Annotated in this window: 17 protein-coding genes; 3 read left to right on the forward strand and 14 right to left on the reverse strand. The window is 61.3% G+C overall.

Going from position 1 to position 20,582, the window contains the following annotated elements:
- Positions 1-2: 2 nt before the first annotated feature.
- From vioA to GZ092_RS04565, 9 genes are all read right to left on the reverse strand, one after another.
- Positions 3-1,136, reverse strand: a complete 1,134-nt coding sequence (vioA, locus tag GZ092_RS04525; RefSeq protein WP_293634777.1) for a dTDP-4-amino-4,6-dideoxy-D-glucose aminotransferase VioA — start codon at positions 1,134-1,136, stop codon at positions 3-5.
- The gene (locus GZ092_RS04530) at positions 1,133-2,326 is read right to left on the reverse strand and encodes an NAD-dependent epimerase/dehydratase family protein (protein WP_293634779.1); all 1,194 of its coding nucleotides are present in this window, start codon (positions 2,324-2,326) and stop codon (positions 1,133-1,135) included. Before GZ092_RS04530 ends, vioA begins: the two co-directional genes overlap by 4 nt.
- A 76-nt stretch (positions 2,327-2,402) precedes the next feature.
- Positions 2,403-3,701, reverse strand: a complete 1,299-nt coding sequence (gene tviB / locus GZ092_RS04535) for a Vi polysaccharide biosynthesis UDP-N-acetylglucosamine C-6 dehydrogenase TviB (protein ID WP_293634781.1) — start codon at positions 3,699-3,701, stop codon at positions 2,403-2,405.
- Positions 3,702-3,749: 48 nt separating this feature from the next.
- Positions 3,750-4,853: a glycosyltransferase gene (locus GZ092_RS04540; protein WP_293634783.1), complete on the reverse strand. Its 1,104-nt coding sequence runs from the start codon at positions 4,851-4,853 to the stop codon at positions 3,750-3,752.
- An 18-nt stretch (positions 4,854-4,871) separates the two neighbouring features.
- The gene (gene uppS, locus GZ092_RS04545) at positions 4,872-5,600 is read right to left on the reverse strand and encodes a polyprenyl diphosphate synthase (RefSeq protein WP_293634785.1); all 729 of its coding nucleotides are present in this window, start codon (positions 5,598-5,600) and stop codon (positions 4,872-4,874) included.
- A 7-nt stretch (positions 5,601-5,607) separates the two neighbouring features.
- Positions 5,608-7,836: a polysaccharide biosynthesis tyrosine autokinase gene (locus tag GZ092_RS04550; RefSeq protein WP_293634787.1), complete on the reverse strand. Its 2,229-nt coding sequence runs from the start codon at positions 7,834-7,836 to the stop codon at positions 5,608-5,610.
- Between the two features lie 41 nt (positions 7,837-7,877).
- Entirely contained in the window at positions 7,878-8,321 is a 444-nt protein-coding gene (locus tag GZ092_RS04555; RefSeq protein WP_293634789.1) for a low molecular weight protein-tyrosine-phosphatase, read from the reverse strand.
- A gap of 13 nt (positions 8,322-8,334) precedes the next feature.
- Positions 8,335-9,354, reverse strand: a complete 1,020-nt coding sequence (locus tag GZ092_RS04560) for a polysaccharide biosynthesis/export family protein (protein ID WP_293634791.1) — start codon at positions 9,352-9,354, stop codon at positions 8,335-8,337.
- Positions 9,355-10,547: 1,193 nt separating this feature from the next.
- Entirely contained in the window at positions 10,548-11,870 is a 1,323-nt protein-coding gene (locus tag GZ092_RS04565; RefSeq protein ID WP_293634793.1) for a hemolysin family protein, read from the reverse strand.
- A gap of 24 nt (positions 11,871-11,894) precedes the next feature.
- On the opposite strand from GZ092_RS04565, the gene GZ092_RS04570 reads away from it, so the two are divergent.
- Entirely contained in the window at positions 11,895-12,743 is an 849-nt protein-coding gene (locus GZ092_RS04570; protein WP_293634795.1) for a symmetrical bis(5'-nucleosyl)-tetraphosphatase, read from the forward strand.
- A 72-nt stretch (positions 12,744-12,815) separates the two neighbouring features.
- Here the strand turns inward: GZ092_RS04570 and GZ092_RS04575 are convergent, their stop codons facing one another.
- The 3 genes from GZ092_RS04575 to GZ092_RS04585 form a co-directional block, all read right to left on the reverse strand.
- Positions 12,816-13,742, reverse strand: coding sequence for a YihY/virulence factor BrkB family protein (locus GZ092_RS04575; RefSeq protein ID WP_293634797.1), 927 nt, complete (start codon positions 13,740-13,742; stop codon positions 12,816-12,818).
- A 123-nt stretch (positions 13,743-13,865) separates the two neighbouring features.
- Positions 13,866-15,323, reverse strand: a complete 1,458-nt coding sequence (locus GZ092_RS04580) for a DEAD/DEAH box helicase (protein WP_293634799.1) — start codon at positions 15,321-15,323, stop codon at positions 13,866-13,868.
- A 224-nt stretch (positions 15,324-15,547) separates the two neighbouring features.
- Complete coding sequence (locus GZ092_RS04585; protein WP_293634800.1) at positions 15,548-16,480, reverse strand: NAD-dependent epimerase/dehydratase family protein; 933 nt, start codon at positions 16,478-16,480, stop codon at positions 15,548-15,550.
- A 73-nt stretch (positions 16,481-16,553) separates the two neighbouring features.
- Between GZ092_RS04585 and GZ092_RS04590 the strand changes: the two genes are divergently transcribed.
- A complete protein-coding gene (locus tag GZ092_RS04590; protein ID WP_293634802.1) occupies positions 16,554-17,603 on the forward strand; it encodes a CDP-6-deoxy-delta-3,4-glucoseen reductase in 1,050 nt (349 codons plus the stop codon).
- Positions 17,604-17,688: 85 nt separating this feature from the next.
- Positions 17,689-18,717, forward strand: coding sequence for a tripartite tricarboxylate transporter substrate binding protein (locus GZ092_RS04595; RefSeq protein WP_293634804.1), 1,029 nt, complete (start codon positions 17,689-17,691; stop codon positions 18,715-18,717).
- Between the two features lie 356 nt (positions 18,718-19,073).
- Here GZ092_RS04595 and GZ092_RS04600 read toward each other — a convergent pair whose 3' ends face one another.
- Together GZ092_RS04600 and GZ092_RS04605 are read right to left on the reverse strand one after the other, a co-directional pair.
- Positions 19,074-19,799 carry an ABC transporter ATP-binding protein gene (locus GZ092_RS04600; RefSeq protein WP_293634806.1) on the reverse strand — a complete coding sequence of 242 codons (726 nt, stop codon included), beginning with the start codon at positions 19,797-19,799 and terminating at the stop codon, positions 19,074-19,076.
- Positions 19,800-19,812: 13 nt separating this feature from the next.
- Positions 19,813-20,580 (reverse strand): ABC transporter ATP-binding protein, encoded by a 768-nt coding sequence (locus tag GZ092_RS04605; protein WP_293634808.1) that lies wholly within the window; start codon positions 20,578-20,580, stop codon positions 19,813-19,815.
- Positions 20,581-20,582 lie beyond the last annotated feature (2 nt).

Below are 20,582 nucleotides of genomic sequence, written 5' to 3' on the forward strand. Positions count from 1 at the left end.
TTTTATTGAACCGCTATTAACTGTGCAATTGAACTGGCTTGGTTGATTGTCAGGTTGGGGTAAATCGGCAAGCACATCACCTTTTGCGATGCAGCAGTTGCCACAGGCAGGTTGTCCCGGTGTGCCGAAGGCAAGCCACGGTACATGGGGAAATCCGTGATCAACGGGTAAAAATAGCGGCGCGCAAAAATGCCGTTGTCCTTGAGCTTTTGATACAGGTCGTCCCGGCTGAGCGGGTAATCGGCATCTACCAGAATCGGAAAATAGGAATAGTTGGCGACTGCTTCGCCTGCGTCCTGCAGGCAGCGAATGCCTTTGACGCCTTTGAGCAATTCGCGGTAGGTGGCGTCGATTTCCTTGCGGCGAGCCAGTGCGGCGTCAATATGCTTCAGTTGAAGCATGCCGAAGGCGGCATTGATTTCGCTCATCTTGCCGTTAATGCCTGGGGCCACCACGGTGGTTTCATCGACAAAGCCAAAGTTCTTGAGTTGGTCGATGCGTAGCTTGGTCTTGGCGTCGGGGCAGATGATGGCGCCGCCTTCGAAGGTGTTGAACACCTTGGTGGCATGAAAGCTCAGCACCGAGAGGTCGCCATGGCGCAGCACGCTACCGCCTTCGTCTTTGACACCAAAGGCGTGGGCAGCGTCATAAATCACGCGCAGGTTGTAGTTGTCGGCAATTTTCTGGATAGCCTTCGTGTCGCACGGGTGACCATAGCAATGCACGGGCATGATGGCCGTGGTTTGCGGGGTGATGGCCGCTTCGATCTTGGCCGGGTCCAGGTTCAGGGTGTTCGGGTCCACATCCACAAACACGGGCTTGATGCCGTTCCACAACAGCGAATGCGCCGTGGCTACGAATGAATACGGCGTGGTGATGACTTCACCTGTGATGCGCAAGGCTTGCAGCGCAGTGACCAGGCCAAGCGTGCCGTTGGAAAACAGCGCCAGGTGCTTGACACCCAGGTAGTCGCACAAGGCCTTTTCAAGCTGTTGGTGAAACGGGCCGCCATTGGTCAGGATTTTTTTGTCCCAGATTTCTTGAAGGTAGGGAATGAATTCTTCCAGCGGGGGCAAAGCTGGCTGGGTGACGTAAATGGGTTTTTGAACAACCACGTCTGGCAATCGCATGTTCATGATTTTTTCTCCTGTGAAACATACCAAGGCATGGCCAACGCCAGCCCTTCGCTAATGCGCTGCGTCGGCGCGTAGCCCAGCAGTCGCTCTGCCTTGCCAATATCGGCAAGGCTGTGCCGCACATCGCCTGCGCGGAAGTCGCGGTACACGGGCTGTGCCGTGGTACTGACGCCGTGGGCGGCGAGGTTGTCGCGCAGCAGGGCGAAAAGGATGTTCAGCGTGGTGCGGTCGCCTACGGCTACGTTGTAGACCTGGTTGACTGCGGGGGATGGGGTTGGGGTTGGGGTTGGGGTCTGAGCCGGGGAGCCCTCACCCCTGCCCTCTCCCAAAGGGAGAGGGAGTGAAGTCGGGGAATGGGTTGACACGGTGGCGGCTAACAGGTTGGCTTGCACGGCGTTGGCCACAAAGCAGAAATCGCGGCTGGTTTCGCCGTCGCCGTTGATGTACACCGGCTCGCCCTGCAGCAGTGCGGCGGTCCATTTGGGAATGACGGCGGCATAAGCGCCGTTGGGGTCCTGGCGCGGGCCGAATACATTGAAGTAGCGCAGGCCGATGGTGTTGAAGCCGTAGCAGCGGGCAAACACTTCGGCATACAACTCGTTGACGTATTTGGTGACGGCGTAGGGGCTGAGGGGTTTGCCGATGGCATCTTCGACCTTGGGCAACGCTGGGTGGTCGCCGTAGGTGGAACTGCTGGCGGCGTAGGTGAAGCTTTTTACCTTGGCGTCGCGGGCAGCGACCAGCATGTTCAGGAAGCCGGTGATGTTGGCGCTGTTGGTGGTGATGGGGTCTTCAAGGCTGCGGGGGACGCTGCCGAGGGCGGCTTGGTGGAGGACGTAATCGACGGGGATACGATTCGGGGAGCCCTCACCCCTGCCCTCTCCCTGGGGGAGAGGGAGTAAGGCGGGGTCGCTGGAATTCCAGACCATGGCACGTTGGCAGTCGGCCTGCTCGCGGATGTCGCCTTTGATGAAACTGAAGTTGGTCCACTGCGCTGTGGTGACGAGGGCTTGCACTTCGTCAAGGTTGCGCTGGTGGCCGGTGGCAAAGTTGTCGAGGCCGACGACACGCTGATCAAGCTTGAGCAAGGTTTCCAGCAAATTGCTGCCGATGAAGCCGGCCACACCGGTGACGAGCCAGGTGCGGGGCTCGGTGGGCAGGCGGGTTTGCAGTTGTTGGTAGGCGGTCATTTCACTTCTTTATTGATAGCAGCTTGCGCACGACTGGCGTGCGCAGGGCCCGATTTTTTTTCTGAATTCGGGGGTTTTACAGCCGCAAGTCGCTCTCGGCAGCGGGCAACAGGTATTTCAGGTCGTACAGCACATGGTTGGGCTTGCCCAGGGCGCGAATGGCGGCAGCGCCCATGGTCTTGAACTGGTGATGGGCCACGGCCACGATGATGCCGTCGTAGGTGCCGGGTTCGGGCTGGGCAACGGGGGTAATGCCGTATTCGTGCTGGGCCTCGGCCGGTGCGGCCCAGGGGTCGTACACATCGACCTGGCAGTTGTAGTCTTGCAGTTCGGTCACGATGTCCACCACGCGGGTGTTGCGCAGGTCGGGGCAGTTTTCCTTGAAGGCCAGGCCCATGACCAGGATGCGCGCACCATTGACATGCACCCGGCGCTTGGTCATGGCCTTGACCAATTGGGACACCACGTAGGGGCCCATGTTGTCGTTCAGGCGGCGGCCGGCCAGGATGATTTCGGGGTGGTAGCCAATGGCCTGGGCCTTGTGGGTCAGGTAGTACGGGTCCACGCCAATGCAGTGGCCGCCAACCAGACCGGGACGAAACGGCAAGAAGTTCCATTTGCTGCCAGCGGCCTGCAGCACGGCTTCGGTGTCAATGCCCATCTTGTTGAAGATGATGGCCAGCTCGTTGATGAGGGCAATGTTCAGGTCGCGCTGGGTGTTTTCAATCACCTTGGCGGCTTCGGCTACCTTGAGGCTGGCCGCCTTGTGGGTGCCGGCGGTGATGATTTCGTTGTAGAGCGCATCGACGATGTCGGCCACTTCGGGCGTTGAGCCGGAAGTAACTTTCTTGATGGTGGTGACGCGGTGTTCCTTGTCGCCGGGGTTGATGCGCTCTGGGCTGTAGCCGGCAAAAAAGTCCACGTTGAACTTGAGGCCCGAGAATTTTTCAAGCACGGGCACGCAGTCTTCTTCAGTGGCGCCGGGGTACACGGTGGATTCGTAAATCACGATGTCGCCGGGCTTGAGGACTTTGCCAACGGTTTCGCTGGCCTTGATCAGCGGCGTGAGGTCGGGGCGCTTGTGTTCGTCAATCGGCGTGGGCACAGTGACGATGTAGCAGTTGCAGGCGCGCAGGTCTTCCAGCTGCGTGGTGAAGCGCAGAAGGCTGGCGGCCTGGAGTTCTTCAGGCTCGGTTTCCAGCGTGTGGTCATGGCCGGCTTTCAACTCGGCGATGCGCTTTTCATTGATGTCAAACCCGACCACGGAGCGTTTTTTGCCAAATTCGACCGCCAATGGAAGGCCGACATAGCCAAGGCCGATCACGGCGAGTGAAAGGCTGGACACAGAAGAAAGCGATTTTTTTGTTGACGTCATAACCGGAAGAGGATTACCAAAAAGACAGGAATGAAAAGATTTGGGTTTTTAAGCTGTTTGAGGCACCAACGTCGCAGGGCTGAAGCACCACCGAAATTGCGTCATCCGTGCATAAACAGCCGAGTAAACAAAGGCGCAAAAGGCAAAGCCTGCAACCAGCATGAAGGTGTTGGTGGGCCACTGCACAGCAATGGCAGCGGGCAGCAATGCCGCCAGCCACATGAGCGCGCCGGTGAGTGAGTTGCGCAACAGGCTGCTGGTATTGGGCATGAGCCGGCGGGCCAGGCGGCGCTTGACGAGGCTGTGCAGGTGCAAACGGTCCGGGTCGCCAGGGCTCAGGTTCCGGCGGCGGCGGCGCACGATGCTGAACAGCACTTCCAGAATCGGATAGCCGCACACCAGCATGGGGGCCCAGGCCGACACCTCGGCATGGCGGGCCAGGACCAGCACCGCCAGCCAGGCCAGGGCAAAGCCGACAAAGTAAGCACCGCCATCGCCCAGAAAGATCTTGCCCATCGGCCAGTTGACCAGCAGAAAGCCGGCCACGGCACCCGCCAGAATCAGGCAGACTAAGGCCAGGTCGTGGTCGCCCAGGGCCGTCATCATGACGCCAAAGGCCGTCAAAATGATGATGACGGTGCCTGCAGACAAGCCGTTGAAGCCGTCAATGATGTTGATGGCGTTGGCAATGCCGCCCACGGCAAAGGCGGTGAACAGTACCGAAAACAGGGTAAAGCCCAGCAGCCAGTCCAGCCCCGGCAGGTCGGCACTGGTGATGGAATAACCGGTCATGGCCCAGCCCAGCACGCCGCAGCCCATGGTGGCCAGCAGGCGCGTGCGCACGCTGACGCGCTTGGTCACGTCTTCCAGCAGCCCAAAGGCAAAAGCCGGAATGCCGGCCAAAATGAGCGGTCCCAGCAGGGTTTGACTGTCATCGTTTGCAAACAGGTAGCCCGCGACAACACCCATGGCAATGGCAATGCCGCCAACCCGGGGCGTGGGGCTGGTGTGGAACTTCTGCACACCCTGGTCGCTGTCCATGCTGAGGTGGCCATGCCAGTGCTGGGTGCGCACCAGCAACAGCGCCACCAGCAGCGCAATGCTGCCGGCCATGAATGCCGAAAGAAGGTCTGGATTCATAAAAATTTGCATGGGTTTGTCCGGTTGGAATTAGCAGGCAACTAGGGAACTTGAGGCGCCGAAGCGGCGGTCGCGGGCGCAGAACCATTCCAGCGCTTGGTCAAGCACCGGTGCAGAAAAGTCGGGCCACAGGGTGTCGGTAAAAAAAAGCTCGGTATAGGCCATTTGCCACAGCATGAAGTTGCTGATGCGCGACTCACCGCCGGTACGAATGAGCAGCTCGGGGTCGGGGGCATACGCCATGCTCAGGTGCGGGCGCATCGCGGCTTCGTCCATGTCGGCCACGGTCAGGGACGGGTTGGCGGCCTGCCAGGCCTGCACGGCCTGCATCATGTCCCAGCGGCCTCCGTAGTTGGCAGCAATGGTCAGGGTGATTTGGCTGTTCTGGGCGGTCAGGGCCTGGGCGCTGGCCATGAGGTTTTGCAGGCGCTGGTCGAACCGGCTCAGGTCGCCCGCCACCTTCAGGCGCACGCCGGTGCGATGCATGTCGCTGACTTCTTTTTGCAGGTAATGCACCAGCAGGCCCACAAGACTGGAAACCTCTTCGGCCGGGCGCTTCCAGTTTTCGGTGCTGAAGGCGAACAGCGTGAGGTAGCGCACGCCGCGTGCCGAGCAGGCCTCGACGATCTGGCGCACCCGCCGCGCACCGCTGGCGTGGCCCAGGGCACGCGGCATGCTGCGCTGGGTGGCCCAGCGCCGGTTGCCGTCCATGATGATGGCCACGTGTTGCGGCATGGCCGCTGGCTGTGTGTCTTGCATGGTGGCTTTACTGCCCGTCGGCTATCTTGCCGTACTGGTAGTTGGTGTAGCGGTAGCGGCTGTACTTGTAGCCGTAGCCGCCGTAGCGCTGGCGGCTGGTGTCCAGGTCGTTGAACACCACGCCCTTGACGGGCACGCCGGTCTGGCCCAGGCGCTTGGTGCTTTCCTGCAGCTCGCCCAGCGCGGTCACTTCGGCCCGCGCCACCAGGAACACGGTGCCGGCATGCGGCGCCAGCACTTGTGTGTCAGACACGGCAAGCACGGGCGGGGTGTCGATCAGCACCAGGTCGTATTCGGCTGACAGGTCCTGCAGCAGTTGCACCGTTGCGGGCGACATCAACAATTCGCCGGGGTTGGGCGGCATGGTGCCGGTGGTGATCAGATCCAGGTTGGGCGCAACGGCACGGTTCACCACATCGCTCAGCGTTCGGGTGCCGGTAATCAATTCGCTTAGACCGTGGCCGCGCTTCATGCCAAAGAACTGGTGAAGGTGGCCCTTGCGCATGTCGGCGTCAATCAGCAAAACGCGCTTGCCGCCTGCGCCCAGCACGGCGGCAAAGTTGGCACTGGTGAAGGACTTGCCAATGCCGGGCGTGGGGCCGGTGAACAACACGATGTTGTTTCTAGCGTCCAGCATGGCGAATTGCAACGCGGTGCGCAGGCTGCGCAGGCTTTCGACGCCGGGGTCTTCGGGATGCGCCACAGCCAGCAAATGGGTGCCTTGCGCATGACTCTTGATCAACCTGGACAGCTTGTCCTGTTCAGCCGAATGCGGCACGGTGGCAAACACATGCAGGCCGGTGGCTGACTCAATGTCGGCCGGGTCCTTGATGCCGGGGCGCAGGCTGTTGCGAAGGAAGGCCAGGCCCATGCCCAGCAGCAGGCCAAGGACGCCGCTGATCGCGAGGATTTGCGCGCGTTGCGGCTTGATGGATCGCTCTGGCACGACCGGCGCATCGACCACGCGCACATTGCCGACCTTGCCTTCTTTCACCAGGCGCAACTGCTGCGAACTGGTCAGCAGGTTGAGGTACAACTCGCTGTTGACCTTGACATCGCGCGTCAGGCGCAGCAAGTCCTGTTCGGTGTTGGGCAGGGTCTTGACCTTGCTGGTCAGGCCGGCAATTTCCTTGCTGACAGCGGCAATCTGCGCGTCCAGCGTCTGGATGACCGGGTGGGCGGCAGTGAACTGCGCGCTTTGCTCCCGGCGCTTTTGCTGCAATTCCAGCAGGCTGGTTTGCAGCTTGATAGAGACTTCCAGGTAGGATTTTCCTTCTTCGTTGAGATCAAACGTCCCGTTCTGATTGCGGAACTTGTTGAAACGCACCTCGGAGTCTTCGAGTTGCTTTTTAAGCTGCGGCAAGAAATCGCCCAGGAAGGCGAGGGATTTTTCAGCCTCGGCGGACTTGCGCTCGACGTTCTGGCGTACGTAGTTGGTGCCCACGGCATTCAGGGTGCGGGCAATCTTTTGAGGGTCGGTACCTTGCAACTGCAGGGCAATCACGCCAGACTGCTTGCCTTGCTCCGAAATGGTCATATCAGTCTGCAACTTTTCAATCACGTCCAGACGGGAATAACGCGCCACGTTGAAGTACGCGCCAGGTTTGGCCTTGAGCTCGGTCACCAGGATGCGACCGGCATCTTCGCCACTGCCAAAGCTGACCGGCGCACCGATCTTGCCCTGGACCAGCTTCTGGCCGTCAGGGTCACGCAGTTCGAAGCCGCCTTCGGTGGCCACCAGCAGCAGCGGTTTTCCTTCCAGTTGCACGGGCACTTCCAGCAGGCCAAGGCGAATCGATTCCTTCCCTGAAACGTAGCCGCCCATGCCCATGAAACCCGGATCGGACAGTGCCGTGGCGCGGCGTGCCAGCCAGTTGCCTACCAGCGGGAGGTACTTGGGGACAGCGGTGACATACAACTGCAGGTCGTCCACAGACTTGGCGACCACCAGGCGCGAGCGCAGGATTTCCATCTCGGCCGTGGCCGGCGACTTGATTTCAAACAGGCTGGACGCCTCGCCCAGGGCGCCAGCGGCGCCAGAGATTCCGGGCTTGCTGTCTTCAACCTGAATCAATGAGTTGGCCTGATAGACAGGGCGGCTCAAAAAGGCATAGGCGCCGCCCAGCAGCAGCACCAGCGCCGTAACGCCGGCAATCAGCCAGCGCGCATCGAGCAGCACGTCGAGCAGGCCCAACAGGTCGATTTCGTCGTCGTCTTGCATCTCAGCCAAAGGCATGGTGGACACGGAGGATTGGGGAGCATTCATACGGTCGGACATCACGAAACAAGTTTGATACGGCGCACCCACTCGTCCACGCCACGGGCGATGGCGGCATGGGCGGCTTCGAAGGCAGCCTGGGGCTGGCGGTAAGGATCGGCAATGTCGAACCCTCCTGGCGCGCCGAACTCACCGAGTCGGTGGATTTTTCCGCGTGCGGTGGGGTAGAGCTTTTCAAGCTCCTGCTGATGGCGGGCTTCCATGACCAGCACCAGGTCGGCATGGCTGCACATCCAGCCGGCGATCTGCTGGGCGCGGTGGGCGGACAGGTCCAGGCCGTGTTGCCTGGCGATTTCGCGCGCGGTGGTTTCGGCGCCATGGCCGACCACCGCATGCAGACCGGCCGACCAGATCTTGCGGCCCGGCAGGCGTTCCTTCAGCATGGCTTCAGCAACAGGGCTGCGGCAGATGTTGCCTACGCAGACAGTCAGGATGTTGTTCATTGGCTGCGGTCGCTCAATTGAAGGCGCTGCGCGTGGTGCTGATGCTCTGCGCACTTGGCAGGATCAGGCTGATCACGCGATTCCACAGGACGAGCTTGACCGGATCGACAAACACGACATCCCTGGATTTGAGTTCGAACCCTTCAGCCAGCGCATACGCCGTGGGGGAACTGGCGTCAAGGTGATAGATCTCGGGCGTGGTGGGTGTGGCCAGGCCATTGGCATCGGCCAAGGCTGCGCTGTCGCCATTGCGGCTGCGCACGACATAAATCTGGCGCGGATCGCCACTGGTGGCATTCACGCCGCCTGCCTCGCCGAGCGCTTCGTTGAGCGTCAGATGACCGTTGCGCAACGGCAATGTCATGGGTTTGGTGACTTCCCCCAGCACATACACCTTGGTGTCGTCACGGCTGCCCACGCGTACCAGATCGCCTGCAGCCAGCATGATTCGCGACGGGTTGACGCCCAGCGTCGCCAGCTGCGGCATGTTGATCAGGGTGGTGGTGCCCTTGCGGGTCACGGCCACCGTGGCCCTGTCGGCGGTGGCGGTCAGCCCGCCCGCGCGGCTGATGGCCTCGGGCAGCGTCATCGGAATGTCGTTGATGGCCTGCAGGCCAGGGTTGCGCACTTCGCCATCGACATACACACGGCCTGCGCGATACGCCTGCACGCGCAGGGTGACTTGCGGATCCTTGAGGAATTTGGAAAGGCGGCGGGTGATTTCCTGGCGGGCCGAATTTTCTGTCAGACCGGCAATTTCGAAAGTTCCGAGCAGCGGAAACTGGATCAGGCCATCGGGGCTGACGTTGTAGCCATTGCCGACAGACGCCAGACCGGATGCGTCGGTCGTTAACGTAGCACCTGCGGGGGCAAGCACCAGTTCGGGATGGTTCCACACGACAATGTTGATCACGTCACCTGGGCCGATGCCATAGGGCTTGGCATCACCGAAAAGCGTTTTAACGTCCATGCCCAGTTCGGCTTTTTGCAAAGCACGCTGTTTGCTGATGAGTTCGGGCGTAATGGCCAGCAACGCACCAGGGGGCGGTGCTTGACCATCCTGGGTCTGAGTCTGGGCTGGACTTGCTGCCTGGCTCGACTGCTGAACACCTTTGCCAATGGACAGTCCGGGAGCCAGCGCGCAACCGCCCAGCCATGCAAGCGCCAGGGCGGCGAGAGCCCATCGTGCGCATGAATGATGATAAATCGATCTTGATTTCAGAAATATGAACATTAATTGCGAAAATTGATGATTAATAAGAATTTTAATTCTTTTGAATTACAAGTAATTAATCTGATAAAAACTTGAAAAACTTTTTTTGGAAATTGAGTGGGTGGTTCGCAACATCCGCAAGCAATCAAGCATGGGTTTGCCGCGAACGGGTGATGCATCAGCACGACGACGAGATGGTTTTGATTTCTCGTCGTTTTTCAAGCTGTCTATGCAAAAGATGGCCTCCGCTTCGTCGTGACACAGCTTTGACCTGATGCGCTGGAAGTTTGGGAGCGTCAAGAAGCATCACGAATTACTGATTACGAATGGAATGCACACTCTTCAGCTTGCTTTTAGGAGTATTTGCGTGATATTTCTCACATTTTAAACATAAAAATTTCTAATTGCATCAAATAACACATAAATTAACAATATTGAAAATATGTGTGAATAGTTTCGATAAAAAATTTTCATCATTTTTCGCAGCAATTCTGTGGATCCCTTAACGCAATGTTGCCAATTTTTTGTAATTGGTTACGGCATCAGGTTGACGCTTCCGTGTGCCTGAATTTTTCCATCCTCGCTTCGCGGGAAGGGGGCATGGAAGCTTGTGCAGCGTCGGCAAAGGCTTGAAATCTTTTGAGCCTGAACCTTGGTCTAAGGGTGAAATCAGGGGGTGGAAAATGAAAGACGTGCGCTGTCCCTCCCTGTCTTCCCCAACGGGGCAAGGAGCCAAACGGGCAAGCCTAGGGTTCAGGCTTGTGAACGACCGGAGCAGTTACATTTTTTCACGATGGCAAGCCCCTAATTCAGGAAACATGTCATCGCTTTGATGTTCGCACTCGCTCCTCCGGCAGTTGTGCTTCTGCAGGCTACCCATTTGGCGGCACCGCATTCTGGTCACACAGGGGAAAGGTGATCCTGGCCGCATCCCTGGTCTCGCGCCATGCGCAAACTGCCGGTTACGGCTGGCTCCCGACGCAATCTGCCGACACTTTGCGCGTGACGCGACACTAGCGGGCTTCGGTCACCAGCACCTTGTCGATACGCTTGCCATCGAGATCAACGATTTCAAACTGCCAGCCGGCGCAGGCGATGCGCTCGCCGGTGGATGGCAAATGACCCGAAACCGACTGCAAAAGGCCGGCAACGGTGTTGTAGCGCCCACGGTCTTCTTCCGGCAAGTCCCTGATGTCCAGCCGCGCCTTCAGCTCGGAGACGGGCATGAGGCCGTCAATCAGCCAGCTGCCGTCTTCGCGCCGGGTTGCCCAGGCGTCCTGGGTGGTGCCTGTCTGCAACTCGCCCGTGATGGCCTCCAGCATGTCCATGGGCGTCATCAACCCCTGCACCACGCCGTATTCATCGACCACGAGAAGGATTCGGGTGGAGCGGGCGCGGAACTGCTCCAGAAGCTCCATGCCGGTCAGCGTTTCCGGAACGAATACCGCTGGAACGGCATAAGGGCCAATGCGGTCGGCAACCGCAGGAACCGAGCTTGAAGACTCGCCGGACGATGCCTCCTGTATCTGGCCGCGCAGGGCGAGCAGCTTGGCCACGTTGACCACGCCGACCACATCGTCCAGGCTGCCCCGGCAGACCGGGTACCAGGAGTGGCCGGTAGCGCCGGCCTTGGCAATCGCATCGGCCACCGTATCGGACGCATCGAGCCATTCAATGCTCGCGCGCGGCAGCATCAGCGAGGTCAGCAAGCGATCGTCCAGAAGAAACACGTTTTGCACCATCTGGTGCTCATGCGCCTCGATCAGGCCGGCATCGACGCCTTCCACCAGGCTGGCGGCAATTTCTTCTTCGGTTACGGCGCGGCCAGCGCTGTTGTCCACGCGCAGCAGCTTGAGCACGGCCTGGGTGCTGACAGACAGCAGCCAGACAAAGGGCTTGGCGCCGGCAGCCACCCACATCATGGGCCGCGACACCAGGCGTGCCACGGTTTCGGGGTAAAGCTGACCGATGCGCTTGGGGACCAGTTCGCCAAAGACGATGGTGACGTAGGTGATCACCGCCACGACAATCGCCGTCGCTGAAATATCGGCCGCCCGGTCCGACACGCCAAAGGTCTGCAGCCACACCGACACGCCGCCACTGAAGGCCGCCTCACCGATGATGCCGTTGAGCATGCCGATCGAGGTGATGCCAACCTGCACCGACGACAGAAACTGAGTGGGATTGGTGAGAAGGTCAAGCGCGGCCCTGGAGCCCTTGTCGCCCTCCTCGGCCATAGCGTTCAGTCTGGCTTTTCGACTTGAGGCCAGGGCCAGTTCGGACATGGAGAAAACGCCATTGAGCAGCGTTAAGAAGACGATAAGAAGGAAATCCATGGATCCGTAGGCAAAATGAAGACCATGGCACTTTACTGTATCGGCGACCTTCAGGGCTGCAATGCCCCGTTTCAGCGGCTTCTGGAAAAAATTGATTTTTCCCCGAGCCGCGACACCTTGTACCTTTTGGGTGACCTGGTGAACCGGGGACCCGACTCGCTGGGCACGCTGCGCAGCCTGAAAGCGCTGGGCGATGCCGCGCAATGCCTGCTGGGCAACCACGACCTGCACCTGCTGGCGCTGTGGCAGGGGGTGCGCCCGCCGGGCCGTCACGACACGGTCACGGGCATCCTGCAGGCATCAGACCGCCATGAACTGCTGGACTGGCTGCGCCACCGCCCCATGGCAATGCACCACCACGGCTGGCTGATGGTGCATGCCGGTGTCTTGCCGCAGTGGAGCGCAGCGCAAACGCTGGTGCTGGCCTCGGAGGTGGAAGACGCCTTGCGCGGTCCTGACCTGAAGGGCTTCCTGAGCGCCATGTACGGCAACACGCCATGCCAGTGGCAGGACAGCCTGGAAGGCGCGGACCGGCTGCGGGTGATCGTCAATGCGCTGACGCGCCTGCGGTTTTGCACGCCGCAAGGGGCGATGGAGTTCGGCAGCAACGAAGGCGCCGGCAGCGCGCCTGAAGGCTACCTGCCGTGGTTCGAAGTGCCGGGGCGGGCGACTGAGGACACACTGGTCACGTTCGGCCACTGGTCCACGCTGGTGGCCGATGCCCGCCGTCACACCGGCCTGCGGCACCGTGTGCTGCCGCTGGATACCGGTTGCGTCTGGGGCGGCTGTTTGACGGCGGCCAAGCTGGGGACTGGCGGTGCGTTCGAGCTGATTCAGGTGGACTGCGAGCAAGCGCAAGTGCCGGGCAAGTGAAGAATAAGCAGGTTTGATTCCTGCTTGCATTGCTGCGCCTCGATGACACGCCAGACCGGCAGATTTTCCCGATTACGCCGTCAAAGCCGTTGCAGCTTCTTTCTCTGCCAGCGCCGCCTCGTCAGCCCATGCGCGCGCCATGCTGGCCGCAAGCAACAGCACGCCGGACGAGAAATAAATCCACATCAGGATCACCACCAGCGAGCCGGCGGCTCCGTAGGCCGACACGACTGCCGCGGTAGACAGGTAATAGGCCATGAGGTACTTGCCCACCTGAAACAGGATGGCTCCGGCCACGGAACCCATCACCAGGAAGCGCAAGGCGGGCTTGGGGCCGGAACTCATGCGCATCAGCCCCAGGAACAGCGCCATGCAAAAGGCAATCGACACCACTTCGTTCAGCACCCAGACGACTTTTTCCAGCGGCAGGTAGCTTCCGGCCCACATTGAGATCAGGTTGGTGAACGTCGAGACGGCCAGTGACACCAGCAGCAGGAACCCCAGCGCCAGGATGTAGGCGACGCCGCGCAGCCGAAGGCTCGCGCCGTACCACCACTTCTGTTTGGGCGTTTCCCCGCTGCCATTGCGCCACAGACGCTCGAACGCATTTTGCAGTTCGGCAAAGACGCCGGTCGCGCCGGAAATCAGCAATCCGAAGGCAAACAGCGAGGCAGTGATGCCTTCGGACGGCTCCTGGGCGCTGGTCATGGCCTGCTGGATGACCTGAGCGCCCTGCTCGCCGATGACGCTGGCAATCTGCGTGATCAGGCTGCTCTCGATGTAGGTGCGGTCCAGCCACCAGCCCATGACGGCCACCAGCAGCACCAGCAACGGCGCCAGGCTGAGGATGCCGTAGAACGACATGGCGGCGCTCATCCGCAGGCCATCGGCATCGACCCACTGGTTCACCGCACGCCACAGCGGGCGGAAGATTTTCTGGAGAAGGGAAAACCCGAACGCAGCCAGCGTTTGGCGTCGGGAGGAAGGAGCAGCCATCATTCGAATATCGTACAGCTGCTTCAAAAACCGGTCACCGGACAGCCGCTTCAGGCAGAGTAGGCAAGAGCCGATGGCCAAGCGGCTGGCCAGGACCGCCGTCCGGTTGGCATCGCCCGGGGCATGTCAGGAAGCCTTGAACAGCGCAGCGACTTTTTTCTTCGGCTTGATGTTGGCCGACACGCCGTTGCGCGCAGGATTGGATTTGGACGACGCTTCCCACGAAGGCAGGGACTCTGCCGCTGCGCCGGGCTCGTAAGGCCGGTCGAAAAACGGATCGCGCGATGCAGCGGGCTGGCGGTGCGGCGTGTATTCGCGGCGTTCCCGGCGCTCGGTGTGCTCCCGGGGCGCACGCGGCTCGGACGCCCGGCCCTCTTCGCCTTCGCGGTACATGCGCCGGCCGTCGTTGATGCGGCCCTGGAGGCTGATGCGCGGCGTGTCTTCCTCGAACTCCAGCGGCTCGATCTCGATCTTGGTCTTGATGAGCTTTTCAATATCGGTCACCAGGCGCTGGTCGCTGCTGGCGACAAAGCTCACCGCCAGGCCCGAGGCGCCGGCGCGGCCGGTGCGGCCAATGCGGTGAATGTAGTCTTCGGCGTTGAAGGGAACATCGAAATTGAACACCGCCGGCACGTCCTTGATGTCAAGCCCGCGCGCGGCCACGTCGGTGCAGACCAGCAGGTCAACCTCGCCGCTTTTGAATGCTTCAAGCGCTTTCAGCCGTTCGTCCTGGCTCTTGTCGCCGTGCAGCGCGGTGGTTTTCAGGCCTTCGCGCTCCAGCGAACGCGCCAGCTTGGCGCAGCCAAGCTTGCTGTTGACAAAGACAAAGGCCTGCTTCATGTCGCGTGCCTTGAGGATCTGGTGCAGTGCGCGGCGCTTGTCGTCGGCACCGACGCTGTAGAAATGCTGCTCGACCGTGGAGGCCGTGGCGTTGGAACGCGCCACCTCGATCGTCACCGGATCCTGCAGGAAGCTTGACGCCAGGCGCTTGATCTCGGGCGAGAAGGTCGCCGAAAACAGCAGCGTGATGCGCTGCTTGGGCAGGTAGCTCAGGATGCGCTGCAGGTCGGGCAAAAAACCGATGTCGAGCATGCGGTCGGCCTCGTCAAGCACCACGTACTCGACCTGGTTGAGCACCGTGTTCTTGGCCTCGATGTGGTCGAGCAGGCGGCCCGGCGTGGCGACCAGCACCTCGACGCCTTTTTTGAGTTCCAGCGTCTGCGGCTTCATGTCCATGCCGCCAAACACCACCGCACAGTTCAGGTTGGTGTACTTTGAATAGAGCTTGACCTGTTCGGCCACCTGCACGGCGAGTTCGCGCGTGGGCAGCAGCACCAGCGCCCGCACCGGATGGCGCGCCGGCGAGGTCGAGGCGTTCTCGTGCTTCATCATGCGCTGCAGCAGGGGCAGCGTGAACGCGGCGGTCTTGCCGGTGCCGGTCTGGGCGGCGCCCATCACGTCTTTGCCTTGCAGCACGACCGGAATGGCCTGTTCCTGGATGGGGGTCATGGTTTCGTAGCCCATTTCGGCTACGGCGCGTGCCAGCGGTTCTGCCAGCGAAAGGTTCGAAAAAGATGATGTCATTTAGCTTTATATTGTCGCACTTTGGGTGCTTCAGGCTTTTTGGGCCGTTTCACAGTGCTTGCAGCCAGCCGCTCAGGTTTGCAAGCAGGGCCATGAAACTGGCATTCAATGCTATTCATTCAATAGCTTGAAATTCATACTGGATATGCGGAAAATGGCTAAACGTCTATGTTTTCAGAGGCCAGGCGCATTCTGGCAGCCGGCATCGGATCAATCGGGCTGCTTCAGCCCTTCAAACCGCCCAAACCGTCGCTGACGGTCGGATAACGCAGTACCAGCCGGAGTTCCTTTTTCATCCGCTGGTTGTCAAGCCGGCGCGATTCGCTCATGAAACTCAGCAGCATCAGCGGCAACTGCTCGTTGGCCGCGCTGCGCGCAACCCGGGGCGGCCGGGGCAGGCCGTACAGGTTTGCAGCCAGGTCGAAATAGTCGCCCATCAGCAACTGCGTGTCGTCGCAGACGTTACTGATGCGCTGCGGCTTGCCGCGCCACAGCGCCGCGATGCAGGCGCGCGCCAGGTCGTCGGCATGGATATGGCTGGTGTACACGTCGTCTTCATGGCGCAGCACCGGCGTGCCCTTGAGCAGCCGGCCGCGCGGCGTGCCGCCTTCGCGGTCGGTGGCATAGATGCCGGGAATGCGCAGGACATGCACCGGCGTCCCGGTGGCGCGGCCAAGCAATCGCACCTGGCCTTCGGCATGCACCCGGCGCTGCGCGCGCGGCGTGTTCGGGCTCAGGCCCCAGGTTTCATCAACCAATGCGCCGCCGCAGTCGCCATAGACGCCGCTGGTCGAGCCGTACACCAGCGCCTTTGGCAGGCTGCGCAGCCGCAGGGCGCGCAGCAAGGCCAGCGTGCGCGGGTCGTTGCGCCAGTTCGGGTTGTGGCCAGGCGGCGGCGCCAGGTGCACCACGCGCGTCGCAAGGCCCGCCAGCCGGCGCAGCGTGACCGGCGCGTCGAGGTTGCCGAGCAAGGGCGTGATGCCCTCCCGGCGCAAGGCCGGCAGCCGCTCCGGCGACGACGTCAGTGCGATGACCTTGAGCCGGGACGGCAGTTGCCGCGCCACGCGCAGGCCGACATCGCCACAACCGATGATGAGAACGCGCTGGCGGCGAAAACGCGCAGGCAGGGCGCCGAGGGGATTCAGGTTTGAAGGCAAAATTGGGGGTGGCCGGGGAACGGCCCGTCAGGTGACACAACGACAGACAGCAAAACGCCCAAGGATACCGACTATGAGTTTCAACGTGAATGTGCTGCCCAGTGGCCGCAGCTTTACTGCCGATGACGGCGAGCCGATGCTGGCCGCCGCCATCCGCCAGGGCATCGGCCTGCCTTACGGCTGCAAGGACGGCGCCTGCGGTTCGTGCAAATGCAAAAAACTCGAGGGCCAGGTGACGCATGGCGCCCACCAGTCCAAGGCGCTGTCGGCCGAGGAAGAAGCCCAGGGTTTCATCCTGACCTGCTGCGGCGTGGCGCACAGCGACGTGGTGCTGGAGTCGCGCCAGGTGACCGACGAAAGCGCCTTCCCGATCCGCAAGATGCCGGTGCGCGTGACCAGCCTGGTGCGCGCGTCGCCCGACGTGATGGTCGTTCGCCTTCAGCTGCCCGCCAGCGACACCATGAAGTACCACGCCGGCCAGTATGTCGAGTTCTTGCTGCGCGATGGCGACCGGCGCTCGTACTCGATGGCCAATGCGCCCTACACCCAGCTGGAGACGCCGGGCATCGAGCTGCACATCCGCCACATGCCGGGCGGCAAGTTCACCGACCATGTGTTTGCCGCCATGAAGGAACGGGAAATCCTGCGCATCGAAGGGCCTTACGGCAGCTTCTTCCTGCGTGAAGACAGCGCCAAACCGATCGTGATGGTCGCATCCGGCACCGGTTTTGCACCCCTGAAGGCCATCATCGAGCACATGCAGTTCAAGCGCATCGTGCGTCCCGCCGTGCTGTACTGGGGCGGGCGCCGCCCCGCCGACCTGTACATGAACGACTGGATTGAGGCCCGGGTGGCCGAGATGCCGAACCTGCGCTACGTGCCAGTGGTGTCCGACGCGCTGCCCGAAGACGGCTGGCTGGGCCGCACCGGCTTTGTCCACAAGGCCGTGCTGGAAGATTTTGCCGACCTCTCGGGCCAACAGGTGTATGCCTGCGGCGCACCCATCGTGGTCGAGTCGGCGCGGGACGACTTCACCGCACTGGCGGGCCTGCCGGCGGAAGAGTTCTTTGCCGATGCCTTCACCACCGAAGCCGACAAGGCGCAAAAAACTGAAGCGACTTGAACACCTGAAGCGCCTGAGTACAAAATTAATAGCAGACAGTGCAAGCCGGCCATGCGCCAGCGGCACTTTTTATCGAAAAAATACCATGAAAAAAATTCCCGCCAATTTTTGCCTGCAGCGCCGCACCTCATTGCTTGCCACCGGCGCGCTGGCACTGGGCGCCGTCCTGGGGGCTGCTGCCTCGCCGGCGGCCCTGGCGCAGCCGGCCGCGTCTTCGGCACGGGTCATGCGGCTGATCGTTCCCTATGCGCCGGGCGGCCCGATCGACGTGACGGCGCGGCTGATGGCCGACAGCGTAAAAGCTTCGCTGGGCACGGTGATCATTGAAAACCGGCCCGGCGCCGGCGGCAACATTGGCGTCGATGCGATTGCCAAGGCCGCGCCCGACGGGCTGACCATCGGTATTGCGGCGGTCGCGACGCACGCCATCAACCCCTGGCTCTACAGCAAGATGCCCTACGACGCGGCCAGCGACTTTGCCGCCATCACGCAAATGGTGCGCGTGCCCAATGTGCTGGTGATGAATGCGGACACCGCGCGCCGACTGAACATCAACACGCTCGCCGACCTGATCCGCTACGCCAGGGCCAACCCGGCCAAGCTCAACTACGCCAGCGGCGGCAACGGCAGCGCGGGCCACCTGGCCGGCGAGCTGTTCAAGTCGCGGGCCGGCATCTTTGCGCTGCACATTCCCTACAACGGCGGCAACCCGGCCCAGTTGGCGCTGCTGAGCGGCCAGGTCGATTTCAATTTCGACAACCTGGCCACGGCGTCTGCCAACATCAAGGCCGGCAAGCTGAAAGCGCTGGCGGTGACGACAGCCCAGCGCAGCGCCTTTTTGCCCGACGTGCCGGCCGTTGCGGAAACGCTCAAAGGATTCGAGATTGACACCTGGTGGGGGCTGGTGGCGCCTGCGGCCACACCCCGCGACGTGGTCGCCAAACTGAACCAGGCCTTTGTCGCGGCGCTGAAGGCACCCGAAAACAAGGCAAGGTTCAGCACGCTGATGGCCGAACCGGTCGCCAGTTCACCCGAGCAGTTCGATGCTTTCATGAAAAGCGAACGGGCGAAGTACGAAAAAGTGGTGAAGGCTTCCGGCGCGCGGGTGGATTGATTTTTGTCACCTGTCCGCATCGCCTGCGGATCATCAAAATCGCCATCGGGGAGCCCTCACCCCAGCCCTCTCCCGGAGGGAGAAGGAGTAAGACGCGACTGCATTCGATAATGCTGAGCAGTTATAAGCTTTTGGCGTTTCAGTGCTGTAGCGCTCATTCAGCCTGCGCAAGCAGCTATTGAATTCATGGTAATCCAGCGCAAGGCAATTTGAGTTGACCGGTCTTCGGCATTCCTCTCCCACCCGTTCTGTCTGGGCCTGTGATGACCAGCCCAACCATGCAGCGCTAGATTACTACGAATTCAATAGCAATCCAGGCAAGCCCAATAAGCGGGAACAGCCAAAACAACCAAAAATCACTCGCCTAGATAAGCCGCCCGAACCCGGGGATCGTCCAGCAGCAGCTTGGCGTCGCCATTCATCGTGATGTTGCCCGACTCCATCACATAGCCCCGGTTCGCAATCCCCAGCGCCCGGCTGGCATTCTGCTCGACCAGCAGCACCGTCATGCCCAGCGCCGAAACGTCGCGCACCACCTCGAAAATCTTGTCCACCATGATCGGCGACAGGCCCATCGACGGCTCGTCCAGCAGCAACACCTTGGGCCGGCTCATCAGCGCCCGGCCCATCGCCAGCATCTGCTGCTCGCCGCCCGACATCGTGCCGGCCAGCTGGTCCTTGCGCTCGCGCAGGCGCGGGAACAGCACGAACATCTTCTCGATGTCGTCGGCAATGCCGGCCTTGTCGTTGCGGATATAGGCGCCCATCTGCAGGTTTTCGGTGATGGTCATGCGGGCGAACACGCCGCGCCCCTCGGGCACCATTGCCAGGCCTTCCTTGACCAGGTCCCAGGCGCCGCGTCCCTTGATGCTCTTGCCCAGGTATTCGATGTCGCCGCCCAGTATAGGCAGGCCACCGGTGATGGCCTTCATGGTGGTGGTCTTGCCGGCGCCGTTGGAGCCGATCAGCGTGACCAGTTCGCCGTCATGGACCTCGAAATCAATGCCCTTGACCGCCTGGATGCCGCCGTAAGCCACCTGCAGGCCGGTAATTTTCAGAAGTGTTTTTGTTGTTGCTGCCATGGTTTTGCTTCCTTTAGTGGCCTGCGCCCAGATAGGCGGTGATCACCTTTTCGTTTTTCTGCACCTCGGCCGGCACACCCTCGGCAATCTGCTTGCCGTAGTCGAGCACCGTCACCCGGTCGCACAGGCCCATGACCAGCTTGACGTCATGCTCGATCAGCAAGATGGTGCGGTTGTCCTTGCGGATGCGGTCGATCAGCTCGCGCAACTGGACTTTTTCAGTCGCATTCATGCCGGCGGCGGGCTCGTCCAGGGCAATCAGCTGCGGGTCGGTGGCCAGCGCCCGGGCAATCTCCAGCCGGCGCTGGTCGCCGTAGCTCAGGGTGCGCGCCTTGTAGTCGGCGTATTTGCCAATGCCCACGTAGTCGAGCAGTTCCTGCGAGCGCTCGGCGATCTGCGCCTCTTCGCGCTTGAAGCCGGGGGTGCGGAACACGGCGCCGATCAGCCCCGAATGGGTGCGCACATGGCGCCCGACCATGACGTTTTCCAGCGCCGTCATGTCGGCAAACAGCCGGATGTTCTGGAAGGTGCGGGCAATGCCGGCTTTGGCAACTTCATGCACTGCTGTCGGCTTGTAGGGCTTGCCGGCCAGCTCGAACGTGCCGCTGTCCGGCGTGTACAGGCCGGTCAGCACATTGAAAAACGTCGTCTTGCCGGCGCCGTTAGGGCCGATCAGGCCATAGACCTGGCCGCGTTCGATCTTGATGCCGACATCGCTCAGCGCCTGCAGGCCGCCGAAGCGCTTGGAGACACCCGAGACATTCAGAATGGTTTCGCTCATGT

The organism is Polaromonas sp., from assembly GCF_010365105.1.
In the GTDB taxonomy this organism is placed as follows: domain Bacteria; phylum Pseudomonadota; class Gammaproteobacteria; order Burkholderiales; family Burkholderiaceae_C; genus Polaromonas.